Here is a 26,665-nt window from a genome sequence, read left to right as displayed (position 1 = left end):
AATGAGGTAGGGGCCTGGCGGGGGCACGGGGGGGGGGGAACCGGCCCCCCCGGGCCCCCCAGGGGGGCGTGGGGCGGGGGTGGTGGGGGGGGGGGCGGCGCATCCTGGCGGGCGCCCCCGCCCCAACCGACTCTCGTGAGCTTTGTCTCAGCCCGCCGTGAGGATGGCGCGGACCACCGGGCCCGCGTTGGAGCCGCCGTGGCCGCTGGCCGGGACGACGGCCGCCGCGGCGAGGTCGTCGCGGTAGGCGGTGAACCAGGCGTTGGGCTTCTTCTGGCCGTCGACCTCGGCGGAGCCGGTCTTGGCGCCGATGTCACCGCCGACCCCGGCCATCGCCTCCGCGGCCGTACCGGAGGTCGCGGTCAGCTTCATCAGCGACTTCAGGGCCGCCTGGGTGCCCGACTTGAAGCCGCCCGGCGCCTTGGCGAACGTCCGGTTGTCCAGGGACTGCGCGACGATGTACGGCTGGTGGAACGAGCCGGCGCGGACCGTCGCGGCGAGCGTGGCGACGTTGAGCGGGTTCATCCGTACGCCGCCCTGGCCGATCAGCGACGCCGCCATCTGCGCGTCCTGCTGGACCGGCACGGCGCCGTCGAAGGTGGGGATGCCGGTCTGCCAGTTCAGGCCGATGCCGAAGACGTCCCGGGCCTCCTTCGTCAGATCGTCGTTGCTGAGGTCCTTGGCCTGCGAGATGAAGGCGTTGTTGCAGGACGCGGCGAAGCTCTGCGCGAAGGTGCCGTCCTTGATCTCGGACTTGTTGAGGTTCTGGAACTTCCAGCCGCCGACCGTGACGTACTTGGGGCACGGGTGCTTCTTGCCGGGCGCGGTCATGCCCTTGTCGATGAGCATCGCCGAGGTGACGACCTTCATCGTGGAGCCGGGGGCCAGCGACCCCTGGGTGGCCATGCTGAAGCCCTTGGCCGGGGAGTTGGCGAGCGCCAGGATCTCGCCGGTGCTGGGCTTGACGGCGGACGCGGACGCGGACTTCTTGCCCTTGACGGCCTTCTCGGCCGCCGCCTGGAGCCCGGCGTCCAGGGTGGTCTTGAGGGTGCCCGGGGTGCCCTTGGAGAGCACCTTCAGCGTCTTGTCGGGCTGCTGCTCGGCGGGCTTGGCGGCCTTGGCGCGGTGGATGAACAGCTCCACGCCCGGCTTGCCGTTGGTCTTGTCGCCGTACTTGTCGCGCAGGCTGTCCAGGATCCCGGCCAGCGTCGGATGCGCCTGGGGGGTCAGCTCCTTGCCGTTGCGGTCCACGGCCTTGATCGGCGGCGCCTCGGCCTCGCCCGTACGCAGCTCGTCGCCCTTGGCCAGGCCGGGGTAGAGCACGGACGGCTGCCAGGCGATCTGCGGCTTCCCGGTGGTCTTGTCGCGCTCCACGGTCACCGCGGTGCGGTACGAGAAGGGCGCCTTGGAGCCGTTGTAGTCGATCTGGGTGGCGACGGTGTACGGCACCTTGCCGCCCGCCGGCGTGCCCGGCGTCACCGTGACCTTCGAGAAGCGCGCCTGCTTGGCGAAGGACGCCAGCGCGGTCTTCGCTGCGGCGGGGGCGTCCGTCAGCCCGGCTGCCTTGTCGGCGTCGCCGCCCTGCCAGGCGTTCAGGAACTCCTGCGACGCCGTCCGGACTTCCTTGGCGCTGAGCGGGCCGGTCTTGACGTGGGGCGCATCGCCGCCCGACTTGGCGTCCGCCGACGTGACCTGCTGCGGCGACGTGTCGTCGTCCGAGCCGCCGAACAGCGTGAGACCTCCGACGACTCCCGCCACCAGAGCCGCCGATCCGCCGATCAGTCCGTACTTCACCTCGCGGCGCATGCCACCGATCCCCTCCCAGAGAGCTCATTCTTGAATACGCACACAAGAACGTGCGTCGCACTCTATGGGACACGGGGAAACGAACGACTCCCGATCAGTCTCGATCCGAGCACGGTCCGGTGACGCGCTGTGAGGCGACTGTCATGAACCTGTGATGAGCCCGAGGGAACCGCCCTGGCCGTGCTGGGGTGTCGTCATGCGCTACGAAAAACTGGTGGGCACGGTGCGCGCCCTGTGCCAGGAACATCTTGGTGACCACATAGGGCTCAGCCGGCGGCGATGACCAGGCCCGGGTTCGGCCTCAAGCCGGCGCGAGAGGACCGTCCGGCGACCGGGCGCTGCCGGTGGGGCGGACCGGCGCTGCTGGAGCCGGGGACGGACTGGCCGGAGCGCGAGGGGCTGCCGCTGAGCCTGATCGCGGTGCTGGACACGCAGGAGCCGGCGCCGTGGCTGGGGGAGGAGCTGCCGGTGCGGCCGGGGCTGCTGAATTTCTTCTACGCGAAGCCGGACACGGGGAGCGAGGAGGCGCTGCGGAGATTTCGCGACATGTCGTTCGGGCCGGGGATGTGCCGGGTGATTCCGGCCGATCCCGTACGTGCCGGGGAACGGGAGGCGCCGCCGCTTGCGGAGGTATTCGATCCGGTTCCGCTGCATGCGCACCCGGTGGTCACGCTCCCCGAGGCGGGCGGCTGTGATGTCGATCCGGCGCTGAATGCGCTCGACCTCGGTTCCCGCGTCGAGGAGTCCCTCCTCTACCCCCTCGATGCCGGATGGTTCGTGCACGACCACTTCGCCGATGTCTGGACCCGGTTCCGCGCGGACGAACAGACACTCGACCGGTCTGACCAGGCATTCGGCTGGACGCCTTTCGTTCAGCCGACGCCGGTCCACATTCCGGACCGGGAGAAGAACTACCGCCATCTCCTCACGGTCTCCACCAACGGCCTGTGGGACTGGCACAGGGGTTCCGGCTCCCTGCATTTCGTGATCCCGGAAGAGGCGCTCCGGGAGGGTGACTTCACACAGGCCCTGCCCGATACGGACACCGGGTGACCGGCCCGCCTATACCCAGCTGTCGAACCACATCCGGCCTTGCCAATCGGATTTCGGAATCGGCGTGCCCGTGTACAGCGGATAGAAATAAATGAAGTTCCAGATGATGAGGAGCACCAGAACGCCCGCGCCCACCGCCCCGATGGTGTGGCGGCGTTCGTTCGTGCCCGGTGGCCCGATGATGGCGCCGATCATCATGGCCAGCGCCAGGCACAGGAACGGCACGAAGACGACGGCGTAGAAGAGGAAGATGGTCCGCTCCTGGTAGAGGAACCAGGGGAGGTAGCCCGCCGCTACGCCGCAGGCGATGGCGCCCGCCCGCCAGTCGCGTTGGAAGAGCCAGCGGTAGAGGGCGTAGAGCAGGGCGAAGCAGGCGGCCCACCACAGGAGCGGGGTGCCGAGGGCGAAGACCTCGCGGGCGCAGCCCTCGGCGGCCGTACAGCCCTGCTGACCGGCGGCCGGGTCCTTGTAGAAGTACGAGACGGGGCGGCCCAGGACCAGCCAGCTCCAGGGGTTGGACTGGTAGGTGTGCGGGGTCGTCAGGCCCGTATGGAAGTTGTAGACCTCGGTCTGGTAGTGCCACAGGCTGCGCAGCCAGTCGGGCAGCCAGGTCCAGGCGCCGGTGCGGCCCTCGGGGGTGGTGGCCCAGTCGCGGTAGTAGCCGCCCTTGGTGGCGATCCAGCCGGACCAGGAGGCGAGGTAGGTGGCGAGGGCGACGACGACGGTGGAGCCGAAGGCGGGCAGCACGTCGCGGCGGAGGGTGGAGCGGAAGGGGCGGCGGGCGCCGGCGGTGCGGCGGGCCGCCACGTCCCACAGGACGGCCATCAGGGCGAAGGCGGCCAGGTAGTAGAGGCCGTTCCACTTGGTGGCGGCGGCCAGGCCCAGACAGAGGCCGGCGGCCAGGCGCCAGGGGCGCCAACCGAGGCGGAGCCGGTCGCCGACCGTGTCGTCGGGGCGGGCCACTCTGTCCGGGCCGACCGGCAGCGCCGCCGCCAGCCGGGCCCGGGTGCGGTCGCGGTCCACCAGGAGGCAGCCGAAGGCGGCCACCACCCAGAACATCACGATCAGGTCGAGTAGGGCGGTGCGGCTCATGACGAAGTGCAGACCGTCGACCGCCAGAAGGGTGCCGGCCAGACAGCCCAGGGCCGTGGAGCGCATCAGGCGGCGGCCGATGCGGCAGATGAGGAAGACGGACAGGGTGCCCAGGAGGGCCACCGTGAACCGCCAGCCGAAGGGGTTCATGCCGAACACCCCCTCGCCGAGGGCGATCAGCCATTTGCCCATCGGGGGGTGGACGACGTACGAGGCCTGGGGGGTGAGCAGGATCTTCGGGTGCGGATCGACGAGTGCCGCGTTGGCGTTCTTGTCCCAGGTGCCCTCGTAGCCGTACTGGAGCAGCGACCAGGCGTCCTTGGGGTAGTACGTCTCGTCGAATATCACGTCGTGCGGACTGCCCAGGTGCCAGAAGCGCAGGACTCCCGCGAGCAGCGCCACCAGGAGCGGGCCGCCCCAGGCCGCCCAGCGCGACAGCCGCACGGCGGCGTCCGGGCCCACGCCGAGCACCGCCCACAGCCGGGTCCCCGGCCCCCGAAAGGCGGGCACCAGCCGCGCGCGGACGTCGCCTTGCGGGCGGACCGGGTAACCGAAGCGGCGCAGCCGCCGCTGCCACGCGGGGGGCTGCTGGGCCGGGTACGCGGCGTGGTGCGCGCCGGCCTCGGTCGCGGTGGTGTCACTCGTCACCCGGCCCATCGTAGGGAAGCAGTCTGTGGACCGGCGCGCTGCGCCGCCGACCGGGGTGCCGCGCCGTTCAGGTGGTGATTAATCGGTTCTCCGGAACCGGCGACGGTTCCTGCCCCGGGCCTGCCCGCCGACCGGGGTGCCGCGCCGTTCAGGTGGTGATCAATCGGTTCTCCGGAACCGGCGACGGCTCCTGCCCCGCCCCGCCCGCCGCGGGGCGCCGCGCCGTCCTGGGAGGATGGGGGCGTGACTGGAACGTTGGTACTTGCAGGGACGCCCATCGGCGAGATCGCGGACGCACCGCCGCGGCTGGCCACCGAGCTGGCGGCCGCCGATGTGATCGCCGCCGAGGACACCCGGCGGCTGCGCCGGCTGACCCAGGCGCTGGACGTCCAGCCAACTGGGCGGATCGTGTCGTACTTCGAGGGCAATGAAGCGGCGCGGACGCCGGAGCTGGCGGATGCGCTGGCGGGCGGTGCGCGGGTGCTGCTGGTGACCGACGCGGGGATGCCGTCCGTCTCCGACCCCGGCTACCGGCTGGTGGCGGCGGCGGTGGAGCGCGGGGTGAAGGTCACCGCCGTGCCGGGGCCGTCCGCGGTGCTCACCGCGCTTGCGGTGTCCGGCCTGCCGGTGGACCGCTTCTGCTTCGAGGGGTTCCCGCCCCGTAAGGCGGGCGAGCGGCTCTCGCGGCTGCGCGAGGTGGCCGGCGAGCGGCGCACCCTGGTCTATTTCGAGGCGCCCCACCGCTTGGACGACACCCTTGCCGCGATGGCCGAGGTCTTCGGCGCGGACCGGCGGGCGGCGGTCTGCCGGGAGCTGACCAAGACGTACGAGGAGGTCAAGCGCGGGCCGCTGGGGGAGCTGGCGAAGTGGGCGGCCGAGGGCGTACGGGGCGAGATCACCATCGTGGTCGAGGGCGCCCCGGAGAGCGGGCCGGAGGAGCTGGGGCCCGAGGAGCTGGTGCGCCGGGTGCGGGTGCGGGAGGAGGCGGGGGAGCGGCGCAAGGAGGCCATTGCGGCCGTTGCCGCCGATGCCGGGCTGCCCAAGCGGCAGGTCTTCGACGCGGTGGTCGCGGCGAAGAACGCCTCTCGGCCATAACCGACCCACGGGAAGGTAAATGACTGGCCTGGAAGGTAAAGGCAGCGGTCGCGCAGCCGGGCGTTTTCCCTGCCACCTGCCAAATCTGGGCCAATAGGCAGCTGGCTCTGCTGCGCATCCGGCCGAAAAGGGCGTCCACTAGGGGTGGGACGTACGGTCCCGGAAACCTTGCCTTGTCCCTGTGGACAAGAGGGAGCGCACATGAGCGAGATCGCGAAGACCACCGGCCCCATATCCCCGCGCGGAGTTTCCCCTTTTCCCCGGTCCGCCGAGCCTGCGGCACATGAGGCGTATGCCTTCGCGTGTATGCGGTGCGGCCACGGCTGGGAGCAGGCGTACGAGATAGAGCACCACGTCGACGCCAAGGGCGACGTACACGTCGTCTACTACGCGGACGGCGAGCGCGTGCCGTCCCCGTTGACCCGGCCCCGGTGCCTGAACTGCGGCAGTGACGTCGTACGGATCATGCGCTCGGGGCAGGTCTCGATGGTCTCCGACGCGATAGCGACCATGCATCAGCGCCACAACGGCAGCACGAAGAAGAAGGCCACCCCTCCCGAGGCGGCCTCAGGCCGTACGGGCGGCAGTGACGCGCCCGCCGAGCGTCACCACTGGCACCTCTCCGACCTGCTGCATCCCTTCCAGCACCGGCGCAAGTAAACCGGATGGGGGTCCCCCTGCTCGAGCGGAGCCGAGAGCTTGGGGGAGAGGCCGGGCCGCGGTCCTCGTAGGATCGCGGCCATGGCACCGCAGGACGACAAGACCACCCCGCCGCCGCTGCCCGAACCGCTTCGGGTGCCGGTCGCGGACTCGCACACCCACCTGGACATGCTCCCCCAGCCAACGCTGGGAGGTGCCCCCACCGCCACCGTCGAGGAGGCGCTCGCCAAGGCCGCCTCCGTCGGCGTGACCACCGTGGTGCAGGTGGGCTGCGACCTGGCCGGTTCGCGCTGGGCCGCGGACACCGCCGCCGCGTACGACAGCGTGCACGCGGCCGTCGCCCTGCATCCCAACGAGGCGCCCCGGATCGTCCTGGGCGACCCTGACGGCTGGTCGCGGCAGGGCGCGCGGGAGCCCGGCGGCGATGCCGCCCTGGACGCGGCGCTCGCCGAGATCGACAAGCTCGCCGCCCGCCCCGAGGTCCGCGGCGTCGGCGAGACCGGCCTGGACTACTTCCGTACGGGCCCCGAGGGCATGGCCGCCCAGCAGCGGTCGTTCCGCGCCCATATCGAGATCGCCAAGCGGCACGGCAAGGCCCTGGTCATCCACGACCGGGAGGCCCATGAGGACGTGCTGCGGATCCTGCGGGAGGAGGGCGCCCCGGAGCGGGTCGTCTTCCACTGCTATTCGGGCGATGCGGAGATGGCCGCGATCTGCGCCGAGGCCGGCTACTTCCTGTCCTTCGCCGGCAACGTCACCTTCAAGAACGCCCAGCCGCTGCGCGACGCGCTCGCCGTCGCCCCGCCCGAACTGGTGCTCGTCGAGACCGACGCCCCCTTCCTCACCCCCGTGCCGTACCGCGGACGAGCGAACGCGCCGTATCTGATTCCGCTCACACTGCGCGCCATGGCGGAGGTCAAGGGGATGACCGAGGACGCGCTGGCCTCGGCCGTCGCGGCGAACACGGCCCGCGCCTTCGACTACTGACCCTCACCCGCCCGTCACGTTCCGTAGTTGATCGACTTTGGACAGTGACCATTGCTCCGCTACCCTCCGGCCGTCAACCGGATCTGTGGCATCTGGAGCGTCGTGAGTCCTTCGCAGAGCAGCCACCGCGCCGCGCGCGGCCGTCGCAGGCGCGCCCCCCAGCGCCCGGAAACCCTGCGGCGGCTGCTGCCCCGGGCCCTGGTGGTGGCCTTCCTCGCCGGCGGCACCACCGCCTTCATCGCCCACGACAAGGCGATCCGGCTCAGCGTCGACGGCAAGCCGCGCACCCTGCACACCTTCGCCGACGGCGTCGACGACCTGCTCGCGGACGAAAACCTGGACATCGGCGGGCACGACATCGTCGCGCCCGCCCCCACCGCCGAACTCCGCAGCGGCGACGAGGTCGTCGTCCGGCACGGCCGCCCCGTCGTCCTCACCGTCGACGGGCAGCGCCACCAGGTGTGGACCACCGCCGAGACCGTCGACGACGCGCTGCGCCAGCTCGGCGTCCGCGCCGAGGGCGCCCACCTCTCCAGCTCCCGCTCCCGCCGTATCGAGCGGCACGGCCTGGAGCTGGCGGTACGCACCGAGCGCTCGGTGGTCTTCGTCGCCGACGGCCGGGAACACCGGATCCGCACCAACGCCGCCACCGTCCGCGAAGCCCTGGCCGAGGCCGGGCTCACGCTGCGCAACGAGGACACCACCTCGGTGCCCCAGGACAGCTTCCCGCGCGACGGGCAGACCGTCTCGGTCCTGCGGATCACCGGCTCGAAGAAGGTACGGGAGGAGCCGATCCCGTTCCGTACGGTCCGCCGGCGGGACCCCGGACTGGCCAGCGGCACCGAGGCCGTCGTGCAGCAGGGGCGGGCCGGGGTGCGGCGGGTCACCTACCGCCTGCGCACCGTCAACGGCGTCAAGCAGAAACCGCGCCGGGTGGACACGCATGTGGTGCGCGCCCCGCATCCGCAGATCGTGCACATCGGCACCCGGCCGCTGCCGTCCTCCGTCGCGGGCGCCGATCACCTGGCCTGGGACGCGCTGGCGCGGTGCGAGGCGGGCGGGCGGCCGAATGCGGTCGATGCGTCGGGGACGTACGGCGGGCTCTACCAGTTCGACGTCGGCACCTGGCGCGCCCTCGGCGGCAGCGGCCGCCCGCAGGACGCCCCCGCCCATGAGCAGACCTTCCGCGCCAAGAAGCTGTATGTGACGCGGGGCGCGAGTCCCTGGCCGGTCTGCGGCGGCAAGCTGCACGGGTGAGCGAGACCGTAAACTTCACGGGTGAGCAACAGCAGCACCACCGACGATCCCGGTCCCCTCCTCGGCCCCGCCGACATCCGCGAGCTGGCCGCCGCGCTGGGCGTGCGGCCCACCAAGCAGCGCGGCCAGAACTTCGTCATCGACGCCAACACCGTCCGCCGGATCGTGCGGACCGCCGGCGTCCGGCCCGACGATGTTGTGGTCGAGGTCGGGCCGGGTCTCGGCTCGCTGACCCTGGCGCTGCTGGAGGCCGCCGACCGGGTCACCGCCGTCGAGATCGACGACGTGCTGGCGGCCGCGCTGCCGGACACCGTCGCGGCCCGGATGCCCGCGCGCGCCGACCGCTTCGAGCTGGTGCACAGCGACGCCATGCACATCACCGAGCTGCCGGGGCCCGAGCCGACCGCACTGGTCGCCAACCTCCCCTACAACGTCGCGGTCCCCGTCCTGCTGCACATGCTCGCGACCTTCCCCACCATCGACCGCACCCTGGTCATGGTCCAGGCCGAGGTCGCCGACCGGCTCGCGGCCCGCCCCGGCAACAAGGTCTACGGCGTGCCGTCGGTCAAGGCCAACTGGTACGCCGAGGTCAAGCGGGCCGGCGCCATCGGCCGCAAGGTCTTCTGGCCGGCGCCGAACGTCGACTCCGGCCTGGTCTCCCTCGTACGCCGCGACAAGCCCCTGGAGACGACCGCGAGCCGCGAAGAGGTCTTCGCCGTGGTGGACGCGGCCTTCGCCCAGCGGCGCAAGACGCTGCGGGCGGCGCTGTCGGGGTGGGCCGGCTCGGCCGCGGCGGCGGAGGCCACGCTGGTGGCGGCGGGGATTTCCCCCAAGGCACGGGGTGAGGCGCTTACCGTCGAGGAGTTCGCGCGGATCGCCGAGCACAAGGCACGCACCGAGGGAGATGCGGGATGAGGGCATGCGGGACGAGCGGCGCGGCGGTGACCGTACGGGTGCCGGCCAAGGTCAATGTCCAGCTGGCGGTGGGCGCCGCCCGGCCCGACGGCTTCCACGACCTGGCGAACGTCTTCCTCGCCGTCGGCCTCTACGACGAGGTCACCGCCACCACCTCGGACGCCCTGCGCGTCACCGCCGAGGGGCATGACGTCGACGAGATCCCGCTCGACCGGACGAACCTGGCGGCCCGCGCCGCCGAGCTGCTGGCGGCCCGGCACGGCATCGAGCCGAACGTCCACCTCCACATCACCAAGGACATCCCCGTCGCCGGCGGCATGGCCGGCGGCAGCGCGGACGCCGCGGGCGCCCTGCTCGCCTGCGACACCCTCTGGTCCACCGGAGCCGACCGCGCCGAACTCCTCGACATCTGCGCCGAGTTGGGCAGCGACGTGCCGTTCAGCCTGGTCGGCGGGGCGGCGCTGGGCCGGGGCCGCGGCGAGCTGCTGACGCCGCTGCCCGTCGGCGACGCCTTCCACTGGGTCTTCGCGGTCGCCGACGGCGGACTGTCCACCCCGGCCGTCTACGGCGAGTTCGACCGGCTGACGGCGGGCACCGACGTCCCCGAGCCGGAGGCCGCCCCCGAGCTGCTGGCCGCCCTGGAAGCCGGTGACCCCACCGCCCTCGCCGCGGCCCTCGCCAACGACCTCCAGCCCGCTGCCCTGTCCCTGCGCCCCACCCTCACCGCCACCCTGGACGCCGGCACCGCCGCCGGCGCCCTGGCCGCCCTGGTCTCCGGCTCCGGCCCCACCACCGCCTTCCTGGTCAAGGACGCCCAGGCGGCCCAGCAGGTGGCCGCGGCCCTCCAGGACTCGGGCACCTGCCGCGCCGTGCGGATCGCGGACTCCCCGGCACCGGGGGCGACCCTCGTCTGAGGCTGTCTACGGCTTCCCGCAGGCACCCACCAGCACCTCGGCCGCCAAATGACCCGCCCGTACAGCGTGTTCGGCGGTCGTCGGGCGGCAGCGGGCCACCGCCGGGTCGAACTCGGTCATGATCACGCCCGCATGGTCGGTCGCCGGCTCCTGGAGCGTCACCGCCCGGCCCGCCGCGCGCAGCGCAGCGGCCAGATCCCGGGACCACCGCACGTCCAGGACGGTGTCCCGGCTGCCGTGCACGAGGTGGACCGGTACGGCCGGGTCCCGGCCCGCGGCGAGGTCGGCCAGCGGGGCGGCGCCGGTGGTGCGCGCCGGCAGGTCGTAGCGGCCCGTGAGACCGACCACCGCCGTCGGCCGCCGGCCGTCGGCCACCTCGGGCCGCAGCGCGACGCCGAGCGCGGCACCGGCGCCGGCCGACCAGCCGGCCAGGACGAACGGCTCCCCGTCGCCGGCCGGCCCGGCCGCCTCCTTGTGGACGAAGGCCAGCGACTCCAGCAGCTGCGACCGGCCGCCGTCCGCGGCGCCCGAGTCCCAGTCCGGGACGAGGACCAGCAGGCCGCGCGCCGCCGCGGTGCGGGCCAGCGGTGCGAGAACGTCGCGCTCGTCGGGGCCGATGCCGTGCCAGAGCAGCACGGTCGGTACCGGGCCCGCCGCCTTTGCCGGGCGGTAGAGATCCAGCTGCTTGCCGCTCGGGCCGTAGACCAGCCCGCGTTCCGTGTCCACTGCCGTGCCTGTGTCGGATGCCATGGCGATCACGCTATCCACAGGCGAACCGGGACGGTTCCGCAATCGGACTACGCTGGGACGGTCGACCGATCTCAAGTGCAGGAGCGCAATGGCCACCAACCTCGTCAATCTGGAAGCCGTCGGCAAGGTCTACGGGACCCGTGCCCTGCTCGACGGTGTCTCGCTCGGCGTCAACGAGGGGGACCGGATCGGCGTCGTCGGCCGCAACGGTGACGGCAAGACCACCCTGATCCGGATCCTCGCCAAGCTGGAGGAGGCGGACAACGGCCGGGTCACACACAGCGGCGGCCTGCAGCTGGCCGTCCTGACCCAGCACGACTCCCTCGACCCGGCCGCCACCATCCGGCACGAGGTCATCGGCGACCTGGCCGACCACGAATGGGCCGGCAACGCCAAGATCCGCGACGTCCTGACCGGCCTCTTCGGCGATCTCCATCTGCCGGGCTTCGACAAGGGCCTGGACACCGTCATCGGGCCGCTGTCCGGCGGCGAGCGCCGCCGCATCGCCCTGGCCAAGCTGCTGATCGCCGAACAGGACCTGATCGTCCTGGACGAGCCCACCAACCACCTCGACGTGGAAGGCATTTCGTGGCTGGCCGGGCATCTGCGGGCCCGCCGCAGTGCACTGGTCGTCGTCACCCACGACCGCTGGTTCCTCGACCAGGTCTGCACCCGCATGTGGGACGTCCAGCGCGGTGCGATCCATGAGTACGAAGGCGGCTACAGCGACTACGTCTTCGCGCGGGCCGAGCGGGAGCGGATCGCGGCCACCGAAGAGGTCAAGCGGCAGAACCTGATGCGCAAGGAGCTGGCGTGGCTGCGGCGCGGCGCCCCCGCCCGTACGAGCAAGCCCCGGTTCCGTATCGAGGCCGCCAACGAGCTGATCGCGGACGTTCCGCCGCCGCGGGACACCGCCGAGCTGATGAAGTTCGCCAACTCGCGTCTGGGCAAGACCGTCTTCGAGCTGGAGAACGTCACCGTCCAGGCCGGTCCCAAGGAGCTGCTGAAGCATCTGACCTGGCAGCTCGGGCCCGGCGACCGGATCGGTCTGGTGGGCGTGAACGGCGCGGGCAAGACCTCGCTGCTGCGGGCGCTGGAAGCGGCGGCCCGTACGCAGGGCGAGGCGCAGCCCGCGGCCGGCAAGATCGCCGTCGGCAAGACCGTGAAGCTGGCGTATCTCTCGCAGGAGGTCGGCGAACTCGCCCCCGCGCTGCGGGTGCTGGAGGCCGTGCAGCAGGTGCGCGAGCGGGTGGATCTCGGCAAGGGCCGTGAAATGACCGCCGGGCAGCTCTGCGAAAAGTTCGGCTTCACCAAGGAAAAGCAGTGGACCCCGGTCGGTGATCTCTCCGGCGGTGAGCGCCGCCGCCTCCAGATCCTCCGCCTCCTCATGGACGAGCCCAACGTCCTCTTCCTCGACGAGCCGACCAACGACCTCGACATCCAGACCCTGACCCAGCTGGAGGACCTGCTCGACGGCTGGCCCGGCTCGCTGATCGTCATCAGCCACGACCGGTACTTCATAGAGCGGACCACGGACCGGGTCTTCGCGCTGCTGGGCGATGCCGCGCTGCGGATGCTGCCGCGCGGGATCGACGAGTACCTCGAGCGCCGGCAGAAGGTCATCGAGGCCGCGACGCCCGCCCCCGCGCAGCAGGCCGACGCTCCCAAGAAGGCGGCGGCCGTCAACCGCGCGGCACAGAAGGAACTCCAGAAGATCGAGCGGCAGCTGGACAAGATCGGCGAGAAGGAGAGCAAGCTCCACGCGCAGATCGCCGAGCACGCCACCGACTTCGAGAAGGTCGCCGGGCTGGACGCCAAGCTGCGTGAACTGACGGGCGAGCGCGACGAGTTGGAGATGCGCTGGCTGGAGCTGGCCGAGGACGCCTAGCGGCGCGGGGCCGGCGCCGTGGTGGCACCTCTCGGCCCCGATTGGCCAAGAAGCCCGCATTCCGGTGATTGTCTCCCCGGTAGGGGGCGCGCAGCGACGGCCGAGCGTGTACCTTCCCGGGGACAATTCCCGGGCAAAGGGACCGGGCGTGGGCCTGGGGCGGGGCCCGCCGGGAGGTGAGGGGGTTCACGATGGTCGTGCGGCTCATGGTGGTCGACGATCACCGTCTGCTCGCCGAGGCGCTGGCCTCGGCGCTGAAGCTGCGCGGGCACCGCGTCCTGGCGGCGGCCGCGCCGAGCGCCGGGGCCGCGGACCTGGTGGTGAGCCGGGCGCCCGAGGTGTGCCTGCTCGGCACCGCCACGCCCGCCGCGCCGGGGGCCTTCGACCCGGTCGTACGGATCAAGAAGGAGCGGCCGCAGATCGCGGTGGTGGTGCTGGGCCCGGTGCCCAGCCCGCGCGGTATCGCGGCCGCCTTCGCCGCCGGGGCATCGGGCTATGTCCGTAACGACGAACGCATCGAGGGCGTCGAACGCGCCATGATGAAGGCGCGGGCGGGCGAGTCCGCCATCGCGCCGCAGCTGCTCCAGCAGGCCTTCGAGGAACTGCTGCACCCGGCAGCCAAGCCGGACGACGAGGGCGCACGGCTGCTCCAACTGCTCACCCCGCGCGAGGTCGAGGTGCTGATGCGGGTCGCGGACGGCGAGGACACCCGGCTGATCGCGGCCGGAATGGACATCGCCCCGAGCACCGCCCGTACGCACGTCCAGCGCGTCCTGATGAAACTGGAGGTCGGCTCCCGCCTGGAGGCCACCGCACTGGCTGCCCGCACTGGGCTCCTGGAGCGGGTGGCGCGGGGCGGCCCCGCCTCCTCCCCGCAAGGGGCGGGCACATACACTTCGCTCCCGAACCCGATGCCGCCGCCCGCGTAACCGAAGTGAGGAGCCCACCATGAGCTGGTGGGAGTGGACCATCTTTGCGCTGGCCCTGCTGTTTCTTGGCGGGTGCCTCGCGGTGAGTCTTGTCAGGGCGGGGAGCCAGATTTTCCACGGCTTCTCGGATGCCTTCCGCAGGATCCGCGAGCTTTTCCGCTGACATACGGCATCAACAGAGAGGGACGGGCCCCGTGCTGGAATTCCTGGGCATCTTCTTCCTGGGCCTGGGCGTGGTGAGCGTCTTCCAGGTACTGCGTGCGAGGAAGCGCATCCACGCCATGGTGACCACCGAGACCATGTCGTCCCAGGAGCTGCGCGAGCTGCATCAGGCGGCGCTCGGGGCGGTCGGCGCCGGTGCGTTCCGGCGTCCTGCCGAGGCGGCCGGGACGGCGCGCCCCCACCCCAGCGGCCCGCTGACCGCGCAGCTCGGCCAGACGGAGTGCGTCTGGTTCCGTACCAGGGTCACGCGCAAGTTCGAGACCCGGCACCGCGATCAGGGCGAAGTCGGCAGCGGCACCTGGCAAAAGAGCCGCAAGACCGAGGTGGTGTCCGATTTCATCAGCGCCGCCCCCTTCCTCGTCGAGGACGCGTCCGGCTCCACCGTCATCTTTCCCGCCCAGGGCATCGTCGACCACGCCCCCAAGACCACGGACTACTTCGAGACATACCAGCACGGACCCCGCCCGAGCGGCCCCCGCGGCCTCCTCGAAGCGACCCGCAACGAACGCATCCTCGGTCACCAGCACGAGGAGTGGGCCGTGCAGGCAGGCACCCAGTTCTTTGTACGCGGCGAGGCCCGCGACGACGAGCGCGGCGAACTGGCCATAGGGCACCCGTCGGACGGCAGCCCGTTCCTCATGGCCGCCGTGTCCGAGCAGCAGCTCATCGCCGTCGAACGGAACAAGAAGGGCCTCTTCGAGGTCATGGCCGTCGGAGGCATCATCCTCGGCCTGCTGGCGTTCGGCGCCCGCTGGCTGTTCTTCTAGCCTTCCGCGGGCACACCTCCCACATCACGTCATTGGCCGGCCGTAGGGCCCGCTCCAACGACGGCGGCCCCGCCTCAGCTGTGTCCGCGCTCCTCCGCAGCTGCTCCGCCACGACCTGCGGGCCGCCGACGCAGCGCCGGAGGACGGCCTCGTCGAGCAGCGTCCAGGCGGCTGGGTGCATCGGTCCGTCGAATATTCGCCGTCGATTTGTCCGGACTCGACTGTCGAGTCATGCGGGCGGGGACGCTCCCTCGTCAGAAACAAGGCAAGCGGCTACAGCGTCCGTGTAGAGCTCCGTCGTGAAGTCGCCTTCCTGCACCCCGAGTTCACCCATGATCGACTGGATGTCCTCAAGCGCCGCAGAGAGTTCCTTCTCTTCTGTAACCATGGTCTCGACTTCAAGGAAAGTTCCTTCGATCTCCGGAACTTGGACCAGCGTGGCGAGAAAGCTGCGGCCACGAGAGCTGAACTCGTAGTTTTGGCAGCGCTTCTGAAAGGCAATCACTGGAACGTATCCGAGTCCCCGCAACATGGCATGCACGGCTTCAGGGTTGTCCACACGGGTTTCGTGCTCCGGCTTCGAGCCTGATGCCGAGTCAATTCGTGTGCCCTTGTAGGTGAGCACGGATCGTGTCGAGTTCGCCCCGTAAATTGTGCGGACCCTCAATTCTTGATCCTGCGCTTCGAGGCTTCTCGACGGGTCGTCGTAGTAGGTGTCGTGATAGACCTCGGCCCGCCCCACTGTCTTTTGGTCGAGCCGCCCAATAACGTACTCGGAGTTGTGGACACGTGCTTTCAGCTCCGCCTCAATCAAGGCGCAATCCTCCGCTCAGACGGTACGGATTCCTGTTTCAATCATGGACGTGAACATTCGCTGAAACCCTCGATAAAGCGGGCCGTGCGGCGTCTCCATGACCTTGTAGGTAGCCGATTCGTGTCCTTCCCAGCCGGGATCGAAGGCCGAGACGAACATAGTGCCGTCCAGCCTGATAATGCGCCACGTTGGATGCATTTTGTACCGGTAGACCTGAAGGTCGCATGCACCCGACAGCTCACGCAATCGAGTCTCGGTCAACTTGACACCTTCGGTGAGCGATTCGACCGATTCCCCAATTTCGGTCGCACGTACGGCAAGGGCGGCTGATTCGGGGTCCAGAAGCAACACGCGAAGCCGTGGCGCCTTCTGCCCTGCTGGTCGGATGAGAGACGAGCGAAGTAGGGAATCATTCAATCCAATAAGGCCAAGCCCGCGCACAGCAAGAATATCTAACTGTTTTGCAGATAGGGCTAGTTGTTGGATGTCCTCGGCCGCGGCGGCTTGGGTAGAGTACACGCGGACGATTTCTGGGAATGCGGCCAGATCGAACGCGCGTCCGCCGCTGCGGGCGTCGCGTGCCGACGCGAGGCCGAGCAAGTGCCGGGTGTCATCCGGCATATTCAGCCCGTCCGCAATACGCTCGAACACGTCAAGACGTGTGACCTCTCGCCGTCTGTTGATGATTTCGTTCACCCGGGCCTGAGTCATGGCTACGGCGGTAGCAATCCTGGCCTGACTCGCTCCGCCGTATTGCTGGACGTGGCGGAATACCGCGCCCATGTCGCGTTCGCGTAAGGCTTCGCGGATTTCGGCACGCTGCCACGCCCACTCGGGCAGTTCGATCGGTACGAGCGCCGTCGCCATGATCCTCTCCCGTCCCACCGTGGGATGAACAGTCATCCCACGGTGAGATTACCGCCGGGATATGGAGCCCATGCCGTCCTGCACTGAATCCTGGCCATACGAGAACAACAGACCCCCGCGACCGTGGTGGACGGCCCGGGGGCGTGGCCATCAACTACAAGGGAGTTGACGACATGACCCACGCTACAGCGAGGTTATTGAACCTGCTGCTGCGGCTGATGTTTCCGGCTCGGGGCCGCCATCGATCGGCCGGCGCACTGCCTGCTGCGCGGTGCCAGGGCGTGCCGACACCGGTGTCTCCCCGCATGCCCGTCCGGCAGTCAGAGCTGCTGCGCGGCGAGGACTCGTACTTGATCCGCCCGTACGTCCTCACGCCCGAGGAGCGGCAGGAACGACGGGCGCAGCGTGGGCGGCGGCGGGCGTTGTGGCTGGCCGTGCACGGGTACGACGCGGGGCCGCGCTGGATTCTTCCCCAAGCTCTCAACTTCGTTCGAGCAGGGGAGACCCCAACCGTGGAGGTGGTGGGCTGATGGCTCGCATGTGCCGCCCCGTTCACCTGTGGGAACCGGCGTCGGATCCGGTGCCGGTTGCCGGGTGTGACGTGTGCGGCGCTCTGGCTGAGCAGCGTGCCGGGGCCTACGCAGTGGGAGACAAGTCGAAGGCGACCGACTGCAACGTCGAGATGCGCCGCCACTCCCACCCAAGGACGGTGCGTTGATGGCGTCCGAGAAGGTGTCGTCTCAGGATCCACTCGCCGCGCCTCGTTCCCGTCTCGTCGACCCCCACGACTGCCCCGGATGCGCTCTGCTGAAAGAGCAACTGAGCGAAGCCCTCCGGACACAGAGCAACCTCGCCCTGTGGGGGCTTCTCGACAACATGACGGCACGCAAGGAATGCAGGCAGCCGGACGACGCGCGCCCGCCCAAATAGACCGGGCGGGGCCGTCAAGCCGAACGCGCCGGCCCCGCCCCTTCGACTCCCCCGACCGGACAAGCCCTGAGCAGGGAGAGGACGTGTCCCGCCCGAGCCGACGGGCTCAGCTCTCGCCCCGGTCCGTCCAGCGGGGAGTGTCCTAGGCACTCCCTTCACGGATGCCGCGCCATGGCGGCGCGGTGGGGGAAACAGGGCCCGCCCGGCGGGCACCAGCTGCTCGGCCGGGCGGGGCCGCCAACCGGCGGCCTTGGCGGCCGCACGGTCAGGGGGCGTGCGCTGCTCCCGATCCGTCTGGCACTACGCCAGGCGCACCGCGGGAACCACCCGCATCCCCAAGTCCTCGCGGCGCTGAACCCCCGAAGCGACGAAGGGAGGTCGGCCGCCGCAAGCGCCCACGGCGGCCGGCGCCCCTCTGCGGGCCATGGGCCCGCTCGTGATCGCTCGCGGCCCGGTCCGCGGGCCCGTCGGTCCTTGAGCCGACCGGCCGCACGTGCGCGACACCCCGAGGGCGGTCCTCGGCGTGGCACTGCCAGTGAAGGGACACACGATGGACCCCGAGAAGCTGAGCATCCTGTACGGCGACGAAGAAAACAGCCAGGGCGAGACGGGCGACGGTAGCGACGGCCAGGAGGGCAACCCCTCGCAGGGCTGCGGCGACAACTAACCGCCATAGCACGGTGATCAACTAGGAGTGGTGGCCCAGGAGATGGAAGACTGCCGGGGCCGCCACGATGGATAATTCGCAGCTGGGGGAGACCCATGGCCAAAGCCATGTCAGGTACCGGACGCGTCACTGTGTCGCCCCTGCTCCATCTGTGGCCCGACACCTACGGAGTGATTGGCTACGCCGCAGCGGGGCGATTCGGCGTAGAGGCCATCGTCGGCTACCTCCCCGTGCCTGAGGTGCCAGACATTCACCTTATGGACGTGGCTGCCCGGCACTCCCCGCACGCTGCGGACTGGGTCCTCTGCACGGGCTGGTCGAGCCGAGCGGTGACCAAACCGGGAAGCCTGGATCTGCCCGAGGCCACGTGGTTTCTGGAACGGGACGGAAGCAGCCAGCCGAACGCAGCCAAGGGCGAGGGTGCCACGCTCTATGGCCACTCACAGCTGCACGTAGGGCGAATGTCGCTCGCCGACCCGGAAAAGCCCGACACCTCCGCGGCAGCACAGGAATACACGCTGCGGGTGGCCCGCCAGGTATTGCGCAGCCGCATGCCTGAACTTGTGGACGCCTGACTGACCGGGCATCAGGGAGCGCACAGTCCCAGTCACGGCCCGGCGGGCGTGGCGACGGCCAGGGCCCCCTCGATCTCGTCCACCGGAAACGGCGTCCGCTTGCTCTCCGTGAGCAGTCGGCGCCGGAAGCCGCGCAGGGCCGCGGCCGGTGCGGCATGCCGGGCGAGGAGCGCGGCGGCCTCGGGCGGCAGGCCGTCGGGACGTCGGCCCGTGAGCCATTCCCGCAGTACGGCATCGGGCTCGGCGTCAGGGAAAACGCGGCGCAGCAGATGGTGCAGCAGATGGCCCGCCGTGTGGCAGCGGTCGTAGGGCAGATGTCGGGTGAGGAACTCCGCCTCGGTGTAGGTCAGTTCGAAGCCGGAGTGCAGGGCGAGCCCGAAGTCCGCGAAGTAGAGCAGCCGGCCGTCGGTGAGGATGTTGTCGAAGTGGGCGTCGAAGTGGACGAAGCCCTGGGAGGCGAGGAAGGCGGTCCCGCGCATCAGCTCCTTCTCGGCCCAGTGGTAGGGCGCGGCGTCCCCGGCCCGGTGGCCGTCGAGCCAGGCTGTCAGCGTCTGCGGGACGTATTCGAGGAAGAGCACCAGACTGGACGAGGCCCGGCCGAGGGCCGTCAGCCGCTCGCGGACGGCCGGTGAGCCCTCCCAGTGGGCGACCGCCCCGTCGATGCCCCCGAATTCGCCGGCGTATGCCTCGGGCTCGGGCGGGGTGTCCGGCAGGACGCGCCAGTGGTGCATCAGCGGGAAGCCCTGGTACGCGTTCCCCAGGACCCACCCGGTGGTCAGGGCGTGCGCGGCCAGTTCCCGCCAGGCGCTGAATCCGGCCGAGCCCACGCCGTACTGGTAGTACAGCGGCAGTTCGAAGAGGTTGGCCGTCGACCGGACGTGTTCCGGCCGTAATTCGAGGTCCGTCAGGGGGACCCGTTTGACGAAGACCGGCGTTCCGTCGACGTCCAGCCGCGCCGATCTGCCGCCGATGCCCGACCCGAGGGGGACGGCGGACGCCACGGCCGCCCCGAGCCGGCGGTCGCTCAGCAGCGCGAGCCGGCCGCTCACGTTTCCGTAGGCCGCCAGGCGTGCGGCGTACCGCCGGTCCGGGTCGTGCACGGTGCCTCCTCGGGTCAGTGCCCCGGCGGTGCCTCCTCGGCCTCCTGGAGCTCGCCCACCGTAGGCGGTATGACCGGTCGCAGCTTCATCCAGCCCAGGAAGAACAGCCCGAGGGCGAGCATGCCGATGCCCGTCCACAGGTTGATGTTGATGTTCTCGGCCTTCTTCATGTCGGCGTCGGAGGCCATGACACCGGCCACCGTGACGATGACGCCGTAGACGACGAACAGGCCGCCGATGATGCGCCGGATGTCGAAGAGCCGGGCCGCGGTCGCGGATGTGCGCTCCAGTTCGGAGACTTCGTTCTGCAGGTCGGACATGAGAGTTCGCGCCTCCGATCAGAGGGAGAAGGGCAGGTAGCAGGCCGCGGCGAGCACGATCGCGCCCCAGCCGAGGAGGGCGGGCTTGCGGTACCAGGCGTCGTCGCCCTCGGCGGGCGGCTCCTCCAGGCCGGGCGCGGTCGTTCCGTAGACCAGGCCCGCCAGCTCGGCTTCCGGCTTGGGTGCCGTGAAGAGGGTGACGACGACCATGACGACGGCACCGGCGACGAAGCCGACGATGGCGGAGACGAAGTTGGCGCCCTGGTCGGTGGGGATGGCGATGATGCCCTGCTTGTAGATCCAGAAGTAGTTGACCATCGCGGCCGTGGTACCGGCGAGAAGGCCCCACACCCCGGACTTCATCGAGGCGCGCTTCCAGAACATGCCGATGATGAAGACCACGAACATCGGGACGTTGAAGAACGAGAACAGGGTCTGGAGGTAGCCCATGATGTTCGAGAAGGACGAGGCGATGAAGGCCGTGCCGATGGAGGCGAGGACGCCGACCGCCGTGATGAGGCGGCCGAACTTCAGGTAGTACCCGTCGGGCTTGCCGGGCTTCACGTACTTGGCCCAGATGTCGTACGTGAACACGGTGTTGAAGGACGAGACATTGGCCGCCATGCCAGCCATGAAGGCGGCGAGCAGACCGGTCACCGCGATGCCGAGGACGCCGTTGGGCAGCAGTTCCTGCATCAGGTACGGGATCGCGTCGTTGTACGTCAGATCCGAGCCGGCGGTGCCGATCTTCGGGACGAGGACGGCGGCGACCAGGCCCGGGATCATCACCAGGAAGACGATGAACATCTTCGGGAAGGCGCCGATCAGCGGGGTGCGCTGGGCGGCGGAAAGGTTCTTCGCGGACAGGGCGCGCTGCACCTCGGCGAAGTTCGTCGTCCAGTAGCCGAAGGAGAGCACAAAGCCCAGGCCGAGGATGATCGTCAGCCAGTTCGCGCCGAGCGGGTTGGCGTCACCGATGCCCGTACCGCCCCAGGCCGTGAGGAAGTTGTCGCCGTGCGAGGCCTCCAGGGAGTCGGACAGGCCGCCCCAGCCGCCGACGCGCTTGAGGCCTATGACGCAGATCGGTATGAGCGCGGCGAGGATGACGAAGAACTGGAGCACTTCGTTGTAGATCGCCGAGGACAGGCCGCCGATGGTGATGTAGGCGAGGACGAACAGGCCCGCGACGACGATCGCCACCCACTGCGGCCAGCCCAGCAGCGCCTCGACGACGATCGACAGGGCGTACAGGTTCACGCCTGCGATCAATATCGCCGCGAAGGCGAACAGCACCGAGCTGAGCAGATGCGCGGATTTGTCGAACCGCTGGAGCAGGTACTCGGGGACCGAGCGGACCTTGGAGCGGTAGTAGAACGGCATCATGACCAGGCCCAGGAAGACCATGGCCGGGATGGCGCCGATCCAGTACCAGTGCACCACCGCGACGCCGTACTGGGCGCCGGTCGCGGCCATCCCGAGGATCTCGGTGGCGCCGAGGTTGGCGGCGACGAATGCGAGGCCGGTCACCCAGGCGGGCAGCGAACGGCCGGAGAGAAAGAAGTCCAGGCTCGTCTTCACGCTGCGCCGGGCCGCGAATCCGATGCCGAGGACGACGGCGAAGTAGAGGGCCAGGATCGCGTAGTCGAGCCCGTTGGTGGGGAGTCGGAGGCCTTCGGCCAGGGTGGTCATGGGGGCACTCTCCTAGGGGGTCTGGGGGATGTCCCCCCAGAGGGCACAGCTTCGGGAGCGATGGGAACGCACAGAAAGCTACGCGCGGGCCGTCAGAAACTGAACACTTTTGTTCGGTTGAGTTGTTGGATCGTGATGCTCGCTGCCCCTGTATGCGGTGGTATGGCCGCGTATGTGCCGCCTCTAAAGGTGACGTTGACGCCGCTGTTTAGTTGTGCTTCATTGTGTTTGTTTGTGTTTGGTCGACGTGAGTGTGCGTGGTGTACGTGGTGAGGAGCTCCCGGTGAAGAAGACGACGACCCGGCTCGCGGACGGCCGGGAGTTGATCTACTACGACTCGCGCGACGACGCCGTGCGTGACGCGGTCGACCGGCGCCCGCTCGACCGCGTCGCCACCGCCTCCGAGATCCGCCACGACCGCCTCCTCGACGACTCCGTCGCCATCGCCTCGCACCGCCAGGGCCGCACCTACCACCCCCCGGCCGACGAATGCCCGCTCTGCCCCTCCCGCGAGGGCCGGCACTCCGAGATCCCCGCCGCCGACTACGACGTCGCCGTCTTCGAGAACCGCTTCCCCTCCCTTGCGGGCGACGGCGGCCGCTGCGAGGTCGTCTGCTTCACCTCCGACCACGACGCCTCCTTCGCCGCCCTCACCGAGGACCAGGCCGCCCTCGTCCTCGACGCCTGGACCGACCGCACCGCGGAACTGTCCCAACTCCCGGGCGTGGCCCAGGTGTTCTGTTTCGAGAACCGCGGCGCCGAGATCGGCGTCACCCTCGGCCACCCGCACGGCCAGATCTACGCCTACCCCTTCGTCACCCCACGGACGGAGCGGATGCTGCGCTCCCTCGCCGCCCACCGCGAGGCCACCGGCGGCCGCAACCTCTTCGACGACGTCGTCGCCGACGAGCAGGCCGACGGCCGCCGCATCGTCCTCGAGGGCGAGCACTGGCTGGCCTTCGTCCCGTACGCCGCCCACTGGCCGTACGAGGTCCACCTCTACCCCCGGCGCCGCGTCCCCGACCTGCTCGCCCTGGACGACGACGCGCGCACAGAGTTCCCACAGATCTATCTGGAAGTCTTGCGGCGGTTCGACCGGATCTTCGGGACGTGCGAGGCCCCGACGCCGTACATCGCCGCCTGGCACCAGGCGCCGGTACGCGTCGCGGACCGCGAGGATTTCGCCCTCCACCTCGAGCTTTTCACCATTCGACGGACTTCCGGCAAGCTGAAGTTCCTCGCGGGTTCCGAATCCGGCATGAACGTGTTCATCAACGATGTGCCGCCGGAGGCCGCGGCCGAGCGACTGCGAGAGGTAGCAAGCGAGTGAGCAAGCCTGTGTCTTCCAAGCCTGTGTCTGCTAAGTACCTGGTGACCGGTGGGGCCGGATACGTGGGCAGCGTCGTCGCCCAGCACCTGCTGGAGGCGGGCCACGAGGTCACCGTCCTCGACAACCTCTCGACCGGCTTCCGGGCGGGCGTCCCGGCCGGCGCCGAGTTCATCGAGGGCGACATCCGCGACGCCGGCAAGTGGCTGGACGACTCGTACGACGCCGTCCTGCACTTCGCCGCGTTCTCGCAGGTCGGCGAGTCCGTCGTCAAGCCCGAGAAGTACTGGGACAACAACGTCGGCGGCACCATGGAGCTGCTGGGCGCGATGCGCGCGGCCGGTGTCCGCAAGCTCGTCTTCTCCTCCACCGCCGCCACCTACGGCGAGCCGGTCAGCACCCCGATCACCGAGGCCGACCCGACCGCCCCGACCTCTCCGTACGGCGCCAGCAAGCTCGCCGTCGACCACATGATCAGCGGCGAGGCCACCGCGCACGGCCTGGCCGCCGTCTCGCTGCGCTACTTCAACGTCGCCGGCGCCTATGGCAGCTGCGGCGAGCGTCACGACCCCGAATCGCACCTGATCCCGCTCGTCCTCCAGGTCGCCCAGGGCAAGCGCGAGGCGATCTCCGTCTTCGGCGACGACTACCCCACCCCCGACGGCACCTGCATCCGCGACTACATCCACGTCGCCGACCTCGCCGAGGCCCACCTCCTCGCCGTGGAAGCGGCCACCGCGGGCCAGCACCTGATCTGCAACCTCGGCAACGGCAACGGCTTCTCCGTCCGCGAGGTCATCGAGACCGTCCGCAAGGTCACCGGGCACCCGATCCCCGAGGTCATCGCCCCGCGCCGCGGCGGCGACCCCGCCATCCTGGTGGCCTCCGCCAAGACCGCCACCGACCGGCTCGGCTGGCGCCCCAGCCGCGCCGACCTCGCCGGAATCGTCGCCGACGCCTGGCAGTTCACGCAGCAGCTCGCCGCTCAGCAGCAGGAGAGGACCCAGGAGTCCTGATGACCGATCACGAAGCCGGCACCGGCTCGGCCTCCGAGGTGCCGGCAGCGGGCCGAGGCGGAGCGCAGCGGAGCGGGACCCGGACGGCCGACGCCTTCCGCGCCGTGTACGGCGCCGCCCCCGACGGCCTCTGGGCGGCGCCCGGCCGGGTCAACCTGATCGGTGAACACACTGATTACAACGACGGCTTCGTGATGCCGCTCGCCCTGCCGCACAGCACCGTCGCCGCCGCCTCGGCCCGCCCGGACGGGGTGCTGCGCCTGCACTCCGGCGGCGCCGACGGGGGCGTCGTCGAGCTGCGCATCGAGGACCTGCGGCCCGCCGCCGGCCCGTCCTCCGAGGTGCTGGAGGCAGGCCGGGGCGGGGCGCAGCGGAGCGGCGGCTGGGCGGCCTACCCGGCAGGCATCGTCTGGGCGATGCGGGAGGCCGGGCTGCCGGTGGGCGGCGCGGATCTGCACTACGAGAGCACCGTGCCCACCGGCGCCGGGCTGTCCTCCTCCGCCGCCCTGGAGGTCGTCACCGCGCTCGCCCTCAACGACCTCTACGGCCTCGGCCTCGCCCCCCAGAGGCTGGCCCGACTCGCCCAGCACGCCGAGAACGCCTTCGTCGGCGTGCCCTGCGGAATCATGGACCAGACGGCGGCCGCCTGCTGTACCGAGGGGCACGCGCTCTTCCTGGACACCCGCGACCTCACCCAGCGTCAAGTACCGTTCGATTTGGCGGGGGAGGGGCTCCGGCTCCTCGTCGTGGACACCGGTGTGAAGCATGAACTGGGGGACGGCGCATACGCGGAGCGGCGCGCCGGCTGCGAGCGTGGCGCGCGGGCGCTCGGTGTGCGCGCCCTGCGCGATGTGCCGTACGCGCATCTGGCCGAGGCACTGGACAAGCTGGCGGACCAGCCCGCCGTCCGGGATCTCGTACGCCACATTGTCACCGAGAACCACCGCGTGGAACAGGTCATCGCCCGCCTCGACGCCGGCGAGACCCGCGCGATCGGCCCGCTGCTGACCGCCGGACACGCCTCGCTCCGCGACGACTTCGCGATCTCCTGCGCCGAGCTGGACCTCGCGGTCGACACGGCGGTCGCGGCGGGCGCGGTCGGCGCCCGGATGACCGGCGGCGGTTTCGGCGGCTCGGCCATCGTCCTCGTCGAGGAGGCGGACGCCGAGGCGGTCACCACCGCCGTCACCGACGCATTTGCGGCGGCCGGTTTCGTTCCCCCGCGCGTCTTCCCGGCCGTGGCCGGCGCGGGCGCCCGCCGCCTGGCATAACGGCTGCGGCCTACCGGCGACCCTCGCAGAACGGCCACCGAACCGCCGCGGACCGCTCACCGCCCCGTCGCAAAACACCCCGGGAAACGGGCCGGTTCGGCCATTTTCCCCCCTGAGCCGCTCCCTGTCCGTACTCTGAGACCAGCACCGGTGGGGGCCGGTGCCGATCAGGGGGCGAGACCGTCGGGTACGGCGCCCGGGGCGGGGTAGTCATGTCGGCACGGCGGCGGCCGTGTGGCCGAGGCGATCTTCAATCCGGGCGTCGTGCCCGCTATGGTCCGTTCACCGAGACAGGGGGTCTCCGTGCAACGAATCCGGGTTCTGGTGGTCGACGACCACCGCATCTTCGCCGAATCCCTGGCGGCCGCGCTCGCGGCGGAACAGGACGTGGACGTGGCGGCGGCGGGCAGCGCCCCCGCTGCCCTGCGCCATCTGGAGCGGGCGGCCGCCGAGAGCCGCCGCTTCGACGTACTGCTGGCGGACGCCGAACTGGCCGCCGTCGCACCGCTGGCATCGGTGCCGCCGCAGCCGTCCGCCGCGCGCGACGGCGCCCCGCGCCCCGCCCCGGCCGGTATCGCACTCGTCTCCGGCCTGCGCACCAGCCACCCCTACCTCCGTACGGTCGTCCTCGCCGAGCGCGACGACCCGCGCCGCGCGGCCGCCGCCCTCCAGGCCGGCGCCTCGGGCTGGGTCGCCAAGGACTGTTCGCTCTCCCGGCTGCTCGCCGTCATCCGCGGCGTACTGCGTGATGAAACGCATCTGCCGCCCGCCCTGCTGACCGGCGTCCTGCGCGAGCTGACCGCGGCCCGCAAGCACCGTACGGAGAGCGAGCGCCTGGTGGAGTCGCTGACCCCGCGCGAGCGCGAAGTGCTGTGCTGCATGGTGGCGGGTCTGGGCCGCAAGGCGGTCGCCGAGCGGCTGTTCCTCTCCCCGCACACCGTCCGCACCCATATGCAGAACGTCCTGGGAAAGCTCGGCGTGCACTCCACCCTCGCCGCGGTGGCCCTGGCCCGCCGGGCCGGAGTGGGCCCGGCGCAGGTCGAGCCGGCGACGGCGGGGGCCGCGGCCTCGGTGGGTGCCCCGGTGGGCGCCGGCTAGATCCCTGT

General features: G+C 70.6%; 26 protein-coding genes and 1 pseudogene. 18 read left to right on the top strand and 9 right to left on the bottom strand.

The features are described 5' to 3' along the window. Window positions 1-147 precede the first annotated feature (147 nt). On the bottom strand, window positions 148-1,806 hold the full coding sequence (locus AB0D04_RS20630) for a penicillin-binding transpeptidase domain-containing protein (protein WP_362705129.1): 1,659 nt from the start codon (window positions 1,804-1,806) through the stop codon (window positions 148-150). A gap of 279 nt (window positions 1,807-2,085) precedes the next feature. On the opposite strand from AB0D04_RS20630, the gene AB0D04_RS20625 reads away from it, so the two are divergent. Continuing rightward, on the top strand, window positions 2,086-2,859 hold the full coding sequence (locus AB0D04_RS20625; RefSeq protein ID WP_362705127.1) for a DUF1963 domain-containing protein: 774 nt from the start codon (window positions 2,086-2,088) through the stop codon (window positions 2,857-2,859). Window positions 2,860-2,868: 9 nt separating this feature from the next. On the opposite strand, the gene AB0D04_RS20620 is transcribed toward AB0D04_RS20625, so the two are convergent. Next, window positions 2,869-4,608: a phospholipid carrier-dependent glycosyltransferase gene (locus tag AB0D04_RS20620; protein ID WP_362705125.1), complete on the bottom strand. Its 1,740-nt coding sequence runs from the start codon at window positions 4,606-4,608 to the stop codon at window positions 2,869-2,871. Window positions 4,609-4,842: 234 nt separating this feature from the next. Between AB0D04_RS20620 and rsmI the strand changes: the two genes are divergently transcribed. The 6 genes from rsmI to AB0D04_RS20590 all read left to right on the top strand — a co-directional run bounded on the left by rsmI (window position 4,843) and on the right by AB0D04_RS20590 (window position 10,427). Next, window positions 4,843-5,694 carry a 16S rRNA (cytidine(1402)-2'-O)-methyltransferase gene (gene rsmI / locus AB0D04_RS20615; protein WP_362705122.1) on the top strand — a complete coding sequence of 284 codons (852 nt, stop codon included), beginning with the start codon at window positions 4,843-4,845 and terminating at the stop codon, window positions 5,692-5,694. 201 nt (window positions 5,695-5,895) lie between these two features. Beyond that, entirely contained in the window at window positions 5,896-6,354 is a 459-nt protein-coding gene (locus tag AB0D04_RS20610; protein WP_362705120.1) for a hypothetical protein, read from the top strand. A gap of 81 nt (window positions 6,355-6,435) precedes the next feature. Next, entirely contained in the window at window positions 6,436-7,341 is a 906-nt protein-coding gene (locus AB0D04_RS20605) for a TatD family hydrolase (protein ID WP_362705117.1), read from the top strand. Between the two features lie 102 nt (window positions 7,342-7,443). Continuing rightward, the gene (locus AB0D04_RS20600; protein WP_362705114.1) at window positions 7,444-8,598 is read left to right on the top strand and encodes a ubiquitin-like domain-containing protein; all 1,155 of its coding nucleotides are present in this window, start codon (window positions 7,444-7,446) and stop codon (window positions 8,596-8,598) included. A gap of 21 nt (window positions 8,599-8,619) precedes the next feature. Next, window positions 8,620-9,513: a 16S rRNA (adenine(1518)-N(6)/adenine(1519)-N(6))-dimethyltransferase RsmA gene (gene rsmA / locus AB0D04_RS20595; RefSeq protein ID WP_362705111.1), complete on the top strand. Its 894-nt coding sequence runs from the start codon at window positions 8,620-8,622 to the stop codon at window positions 9,511-9,513. Then, window positions 9,510-10,427, top strand: a complete 918-nt coding sequence (locus tag AB0D04_RS20590; protein ID WP_362705108.1) for a 4-(cytidine 5'-diphospho)-2-C-methyl-D-erythritol kinase — start codon at window positions 9,510-9,512, stop codon at window positions 10,425-10,427. The genes rsmA and AB0D04_RS20590 overlap by 4 nt, the downstream gene beginning before the upstream one ends. Window positions 10,428-10,433: 6 nt before the next feature. Here AB0D04_RS20590 and AB0D04_RS20585 read toward each other — a convergent pair whose 3' ends face one another. After that, complete coding sequence (locus AB0D04_RS20585) at window positions 10,434-11,177, bottom strand: alpha/beta hydrolase (RefSeq protein ID WP_362705107.1); 744 nt, start codon at window positions 11,175-11,177, stop codon at window positions 10,434-10,436. Window positions 11,178-11,265: 88 nt separating this feature from the next. Here AB0D04_RS20585 and AB0D04_RS20580 point away from each other — a divergent pair, with 88 nt between their 5' ends. From AB0D04_RS20580 to AB0D04_RS20565, 4 genes are all read left to right on the top strand, one after another. After that, entirely contained in the window at window positions 11,266-13,065 is a 1,800-nt protein-coding gene (locus AB0D04_RS20580) for an ABC-F family ATP-binding cassette domain-containing protein (protein ID WP_362705105.1), read from the top strand. A gap of 191 nt (window positions 13,066-13,256) precedes the next feature. Continuing rightward, window positions 13,257-13,994, top strand: a complete 738-nt coding sequence (locus AB0D04_RS20575; RefSeq protein WP_362705102.1) for a response regulator transcription factor — start codon at window positions 13,257-13,259, stop codon at window positions 13,992-13,994. Window positions 13,995-14,013: 19 nt separating this feature from the next. Next, window positions 14,014-14,157, top strand: a complete 144-nt coding sequence (locus tag AB0D04_RS20570) for a hypothetical protein (RefSeq protein ID WP_362705100.1) — start codon at window positions 14,014-14,016, stop codon at window positions 14,155-14,157. Window positions 14,158-14,188: 31 nt separating this feature from the next. Then, a complete protein-coding gene (locus tag AB0D04_RS20565; RefSeq protein ID WP_362705098.1) occupies window positions 14,189-14,983 on the top strand; it encodes a GIDE domain-containing protein in 795 nt (264 codons plus the stop codon). A 67-nt stretch (window positions 14,984-15,050) separates the two neighbouring features. On the opposite strand, the pseudogene AB0D04_RS20560 reads toward AB0D04_RS20565, so the two are convergent. From AB0D04_RS20560 to AB0D04_RS20550, 3 genes and pseudogenes are all read right to left on the bottom strand, one after another. Continuing rightward, a pseudogene (locus AB0D04_RS20560) lies at window positions 15,051-15,197 on the bottom strand (Scr1 family TA system antitoxin-like transcriptional regulator); the annotation flags it as partial. 15 nt (window positions 15,198-15,212) lie between these two features. Next, window positions 15,213-15,797 carry a class IV adenylate cyclase gene (gene cyaB, locus AB0D04_RS20555; protein ID WP_362705095.1) on the bottom strand — a complete coding sequence of 195 codons (585 nt, stop codon included), beginning with the start codon at window positions 15,795-15,797 and terminating at the stop codon, window positions 15,213-15,215. A gap of 15 nt (window positions 15,798-15,812) precedes the next feature. Then, window positions 15,813-16,664 carry a helix-turn-helix domain-containing protein gene (locus tag AB0D04_RS20550; protein ID WP_362705093.1) on the bottom strand — a complete coding sequence of 284 codons (852 nt, stop codon included), beginning with the start codon at window positions 16,662-16,664 and terminating at the stop codon, window positions 15,813-15,815. 143 nt (window positions 16,665-16,807) lie between these two features. On the opposite strand from AB0D04_RS20550, the gene AB0D04_RS20545 reads away from it, so the two are divergent. The 3 genes from AB0D04_RS20545 (at window position 16,808) to AB0D04_RS20535 (ending at window position 18,836) form a co-directional block, all read left to right on the top strand. Then, window positions 16,808-17,194, top strand: a complete 387-nt coding sequence (locus tag AB0D04_RS20545; RefSeq protein ID WP_362705091.1) for a hypothetical protein — start codon at window positions 16,808-16,810, stop codon at window positions 17,192-17,194. Between the two features lie 923 nt (window positions 17,195-18,117). Beyond that, window positions 18,118-18,261, top strand: coding sequence for a hypothetical protein (locus tag AB0D04_RS20540; RefSeq protein ID WP_362705089.1), 144 nt, complete (start codon window positions 18,118-18,120; stop codon window positions 18,259-18,261). Window positions 18,262-18,356: 95 nt separating this feature from the next. Continuing rightward, on the top strand, window positions 18,357-18,836 hold the full coding sequence (locus AB0D04_RS20535; protein ID WP_362705086.1) for a hypothetical protein: 480 nt from the start codon (window positions 18,357-18,359) through the stop codon (window positions 18,834-18,836). A 32-nt stretch (window positions 18,837-18,868) separates the two neighbouring features. Here AB0D04_RS20535 and AB0D04_RS20530 read toward each other — a convergent pair whose 3' ends face one another. Genes AB0D04_RS20530 through AB0D04_RS20520 form a run of 3 tightly spaced genes read right to left on the bottom strand, consistent with a single transcriptional unit; the run spans window position 18,869 to window position 21,945 of the window. After that, entirely contained in the window at window positions 18,869-19,936 is a 1,068-nt protein-coding gene (locus tag AB0D04_RS20530; protein WP_362705085.1) for a protein kinase family protein, read from the bottom strand. Window positions 19,937-19,950: 14 nt separating this feature from the next. Then, complete coding sequence (locus AB0D04_RS20525) at window positions 19,951-20,256, bottom strand: hypothetical protein (protein ID WP_362705082.1); 306 nt, start codon at window positions 20,254-20,256, stop codon at window positions 19,951-19,953. A gap of 18 nt (window positions 20,257-20,274) precedes the next feature. Then, a complete protein-coding gene (locus tag AB0D04_RS20520) occupies window positions 20,275-21,945 on the bottom strand; it encodes a sodium:solute symporter family protein (RefSeq protein WP_362705080.1) in 1,671 nt (556 codons plus the stop codon). Window positions 21,946-22,228: 283 nt separating this feature from the next. On the opposite strand from AB0D04_RS20520, the gene galT reads away from it, so the two are divergent. From galT to AB0D04_RS20500, 4 genes are all read left to right on the top strand, one after another. Beyond that, window positions 22,229-23,275 (top strand): galactose-1-phosphate uridylyltransferase, encoded by a 1,047-nt coding sequence (gene galT, locus AB0D04_RS20515; protein ID WP_362705078.1) that lies wholly within the window; start codon window positions 22,229-22,231, stop codon window positions 23,273-23,275. A 23-nt stretch (window positions 23,276-23,298) separates the two neighbouring features. Then, window positions 23,299-24,288 carry a UDP-glucose 4-epimerase GalE gene (gene galE, locus AB0D04_RS20510; protein ID WP_362705076.1) on the top strand — a complete coding sequence of 330 codons (990 nt, stop codon included), beginning with the start codon at window positions 23,299-23,301 and terminating at the stop codon, window positions 24,286-24,288. After that, complete coding sequence (gene galK / locus AB0D04_RS20505; RefSeq protein WP_362705074.1) at window positions 24,288-25,559, top strand: galactokinase; 1,272 nt, start codon at window positions 24,288-24,290, stop codon at window positions 25,557-25,559. Before galE ends, galK begins: the two co-directional genes overlap by 1 nt. A 303-nt stretch (window positions 25,560-25,862) precedes the next feature. Further along, on the top strand, window positions 25,863-26,657 hold the full coding sequence (locus tag AB0D04_RS20500; RefSeq protein WP_362705072.1) for a response regulator transcription factor: 795 nt from the start codon (window positions 25,863-25,865) through the stop codon (window positions 26,655-26,657). The last annotated feature ends 8 nt before the right edge of the window (window positions 26,658-26,665 follow it).

The sequence above is a fragment of the Streptomyces sp. NPDC048483 genome, from assembly GCF_040651455.1.
Classification (GTDB): Bacteria; Actinomycetota; Actinomycetes; order Streptomycetales; family Streptomycetaceae; genus Streptomyces.
This window is presented reverse-complemented; position numbering and strand designations above follow the sequence as displayed.

Bases quoted from the DNA above. Each gene is read 5' to 3' on its own strand.
- AB0D04_RS20535 (WP_362705086.1), top strand. From the start codon at position 18,357: ATGGCCAAAGCCATGTCAGGTACCGGACGCGTCACTGTGTCGCCCCTG.
- AB0D04_RS20610 (WP_362705120.1), top strand. From the start codon at position 5,896: ATGAGCGAGATCGCGAAGACCACCGGCCCCATATCCCCGCGCGGAGTT.
- AB0D04_RS20520 (WP_362705080.1), bottom strand. From the start codon at position 21,945: ATGACCACCCTGGCCGAAGGCCTCCGACTCCCCACCAACGGGCTCGAC.
- AB0D04_RS20580 (WP_362705105.1), top strand. From the start codon at position 11,266: ATGGCCACCAACCTCGTCAATCTGGAAGCCGTCGGCAAGGTCTACGGG.
- AB0D04_RS20625 (WP_362705127.1), top strand. From the start codon at position 2,086: ATGACCAGGCCCGGGTTCGGCCTCAAGCCGGCGCGAGAGGACCGTCCG.
- AB0D04_RS20525 (WP_362705082.1), bottom strand. From the start codon at position 20,256: ATGTCCGACCTGCAGAACGAAGTCTCCGAACTGGAGCGCACATCCGCG.
- galK (WP_362705074.1), top strand. From the start codon at position 24,288: ATGACCGATCACGAAGCCGGCACCGGCTCGGCCTCCGAGGTGCCGGCA.
- AB0D04_RS20590 (WP_362705108.1), top strand. From the start codon at position 9,510: ATGAGGGCATGCGGGACGAGCGGCGCGGCGGTGACCGTACGGGTGCCG.
- AB0D04_RS20570 (WP_362705100.1), top strand. From the start codon at position 14,014: ATGAGCTGGTGGGAGTGGACCATCTTTGCGCTGGCCCTGCTGTTTCTT.
- AB0D04_RS20620 (WP_362705125.1), bottom strand. From the start codon at position 4,608: ATGGGCCGGGTGACGAGTGACACCACCGCGACCGAGGCCGGCGCGCAC.
- AB0D04_RS20630 (WP_362705129.1), bottom strand. From the start codon at position 1,806: ATGCGCCGCGAGGTGAAGTACGGACTGATCGGCGGATCGGCGGCTCTG.
- AB0D04_RS20605 (WP_362705117.1), top strand. From the start codon at position 6,436: ATGGCACCGCAGGACGACAAGACCACCCCGCCGCCGCTGCCCGAACCG.
- AB0D04_RS20585 (WP_362705107.1), bottom strand. From the start codon at position 11,177: ATGGCATCCGACACAGGCACGGCAGTGGACACGGAACGCGGGCTGGTC.
- AB0D04_RS20575 (WP_362705102.1), top strand. From the start codon at position 13,257: ATGGTCGTGCGGCTCATGGTGGTCGACGATCACCGTCTGCTCGCCGAG.
- AB0D04_RS20550 (WP_362705093.1), bottom strand. From the start codon at position 16,664: ATGGCGACGGCGCTCGTACCGATCGAACTGCCCGAGTGGGCGTGGCAG.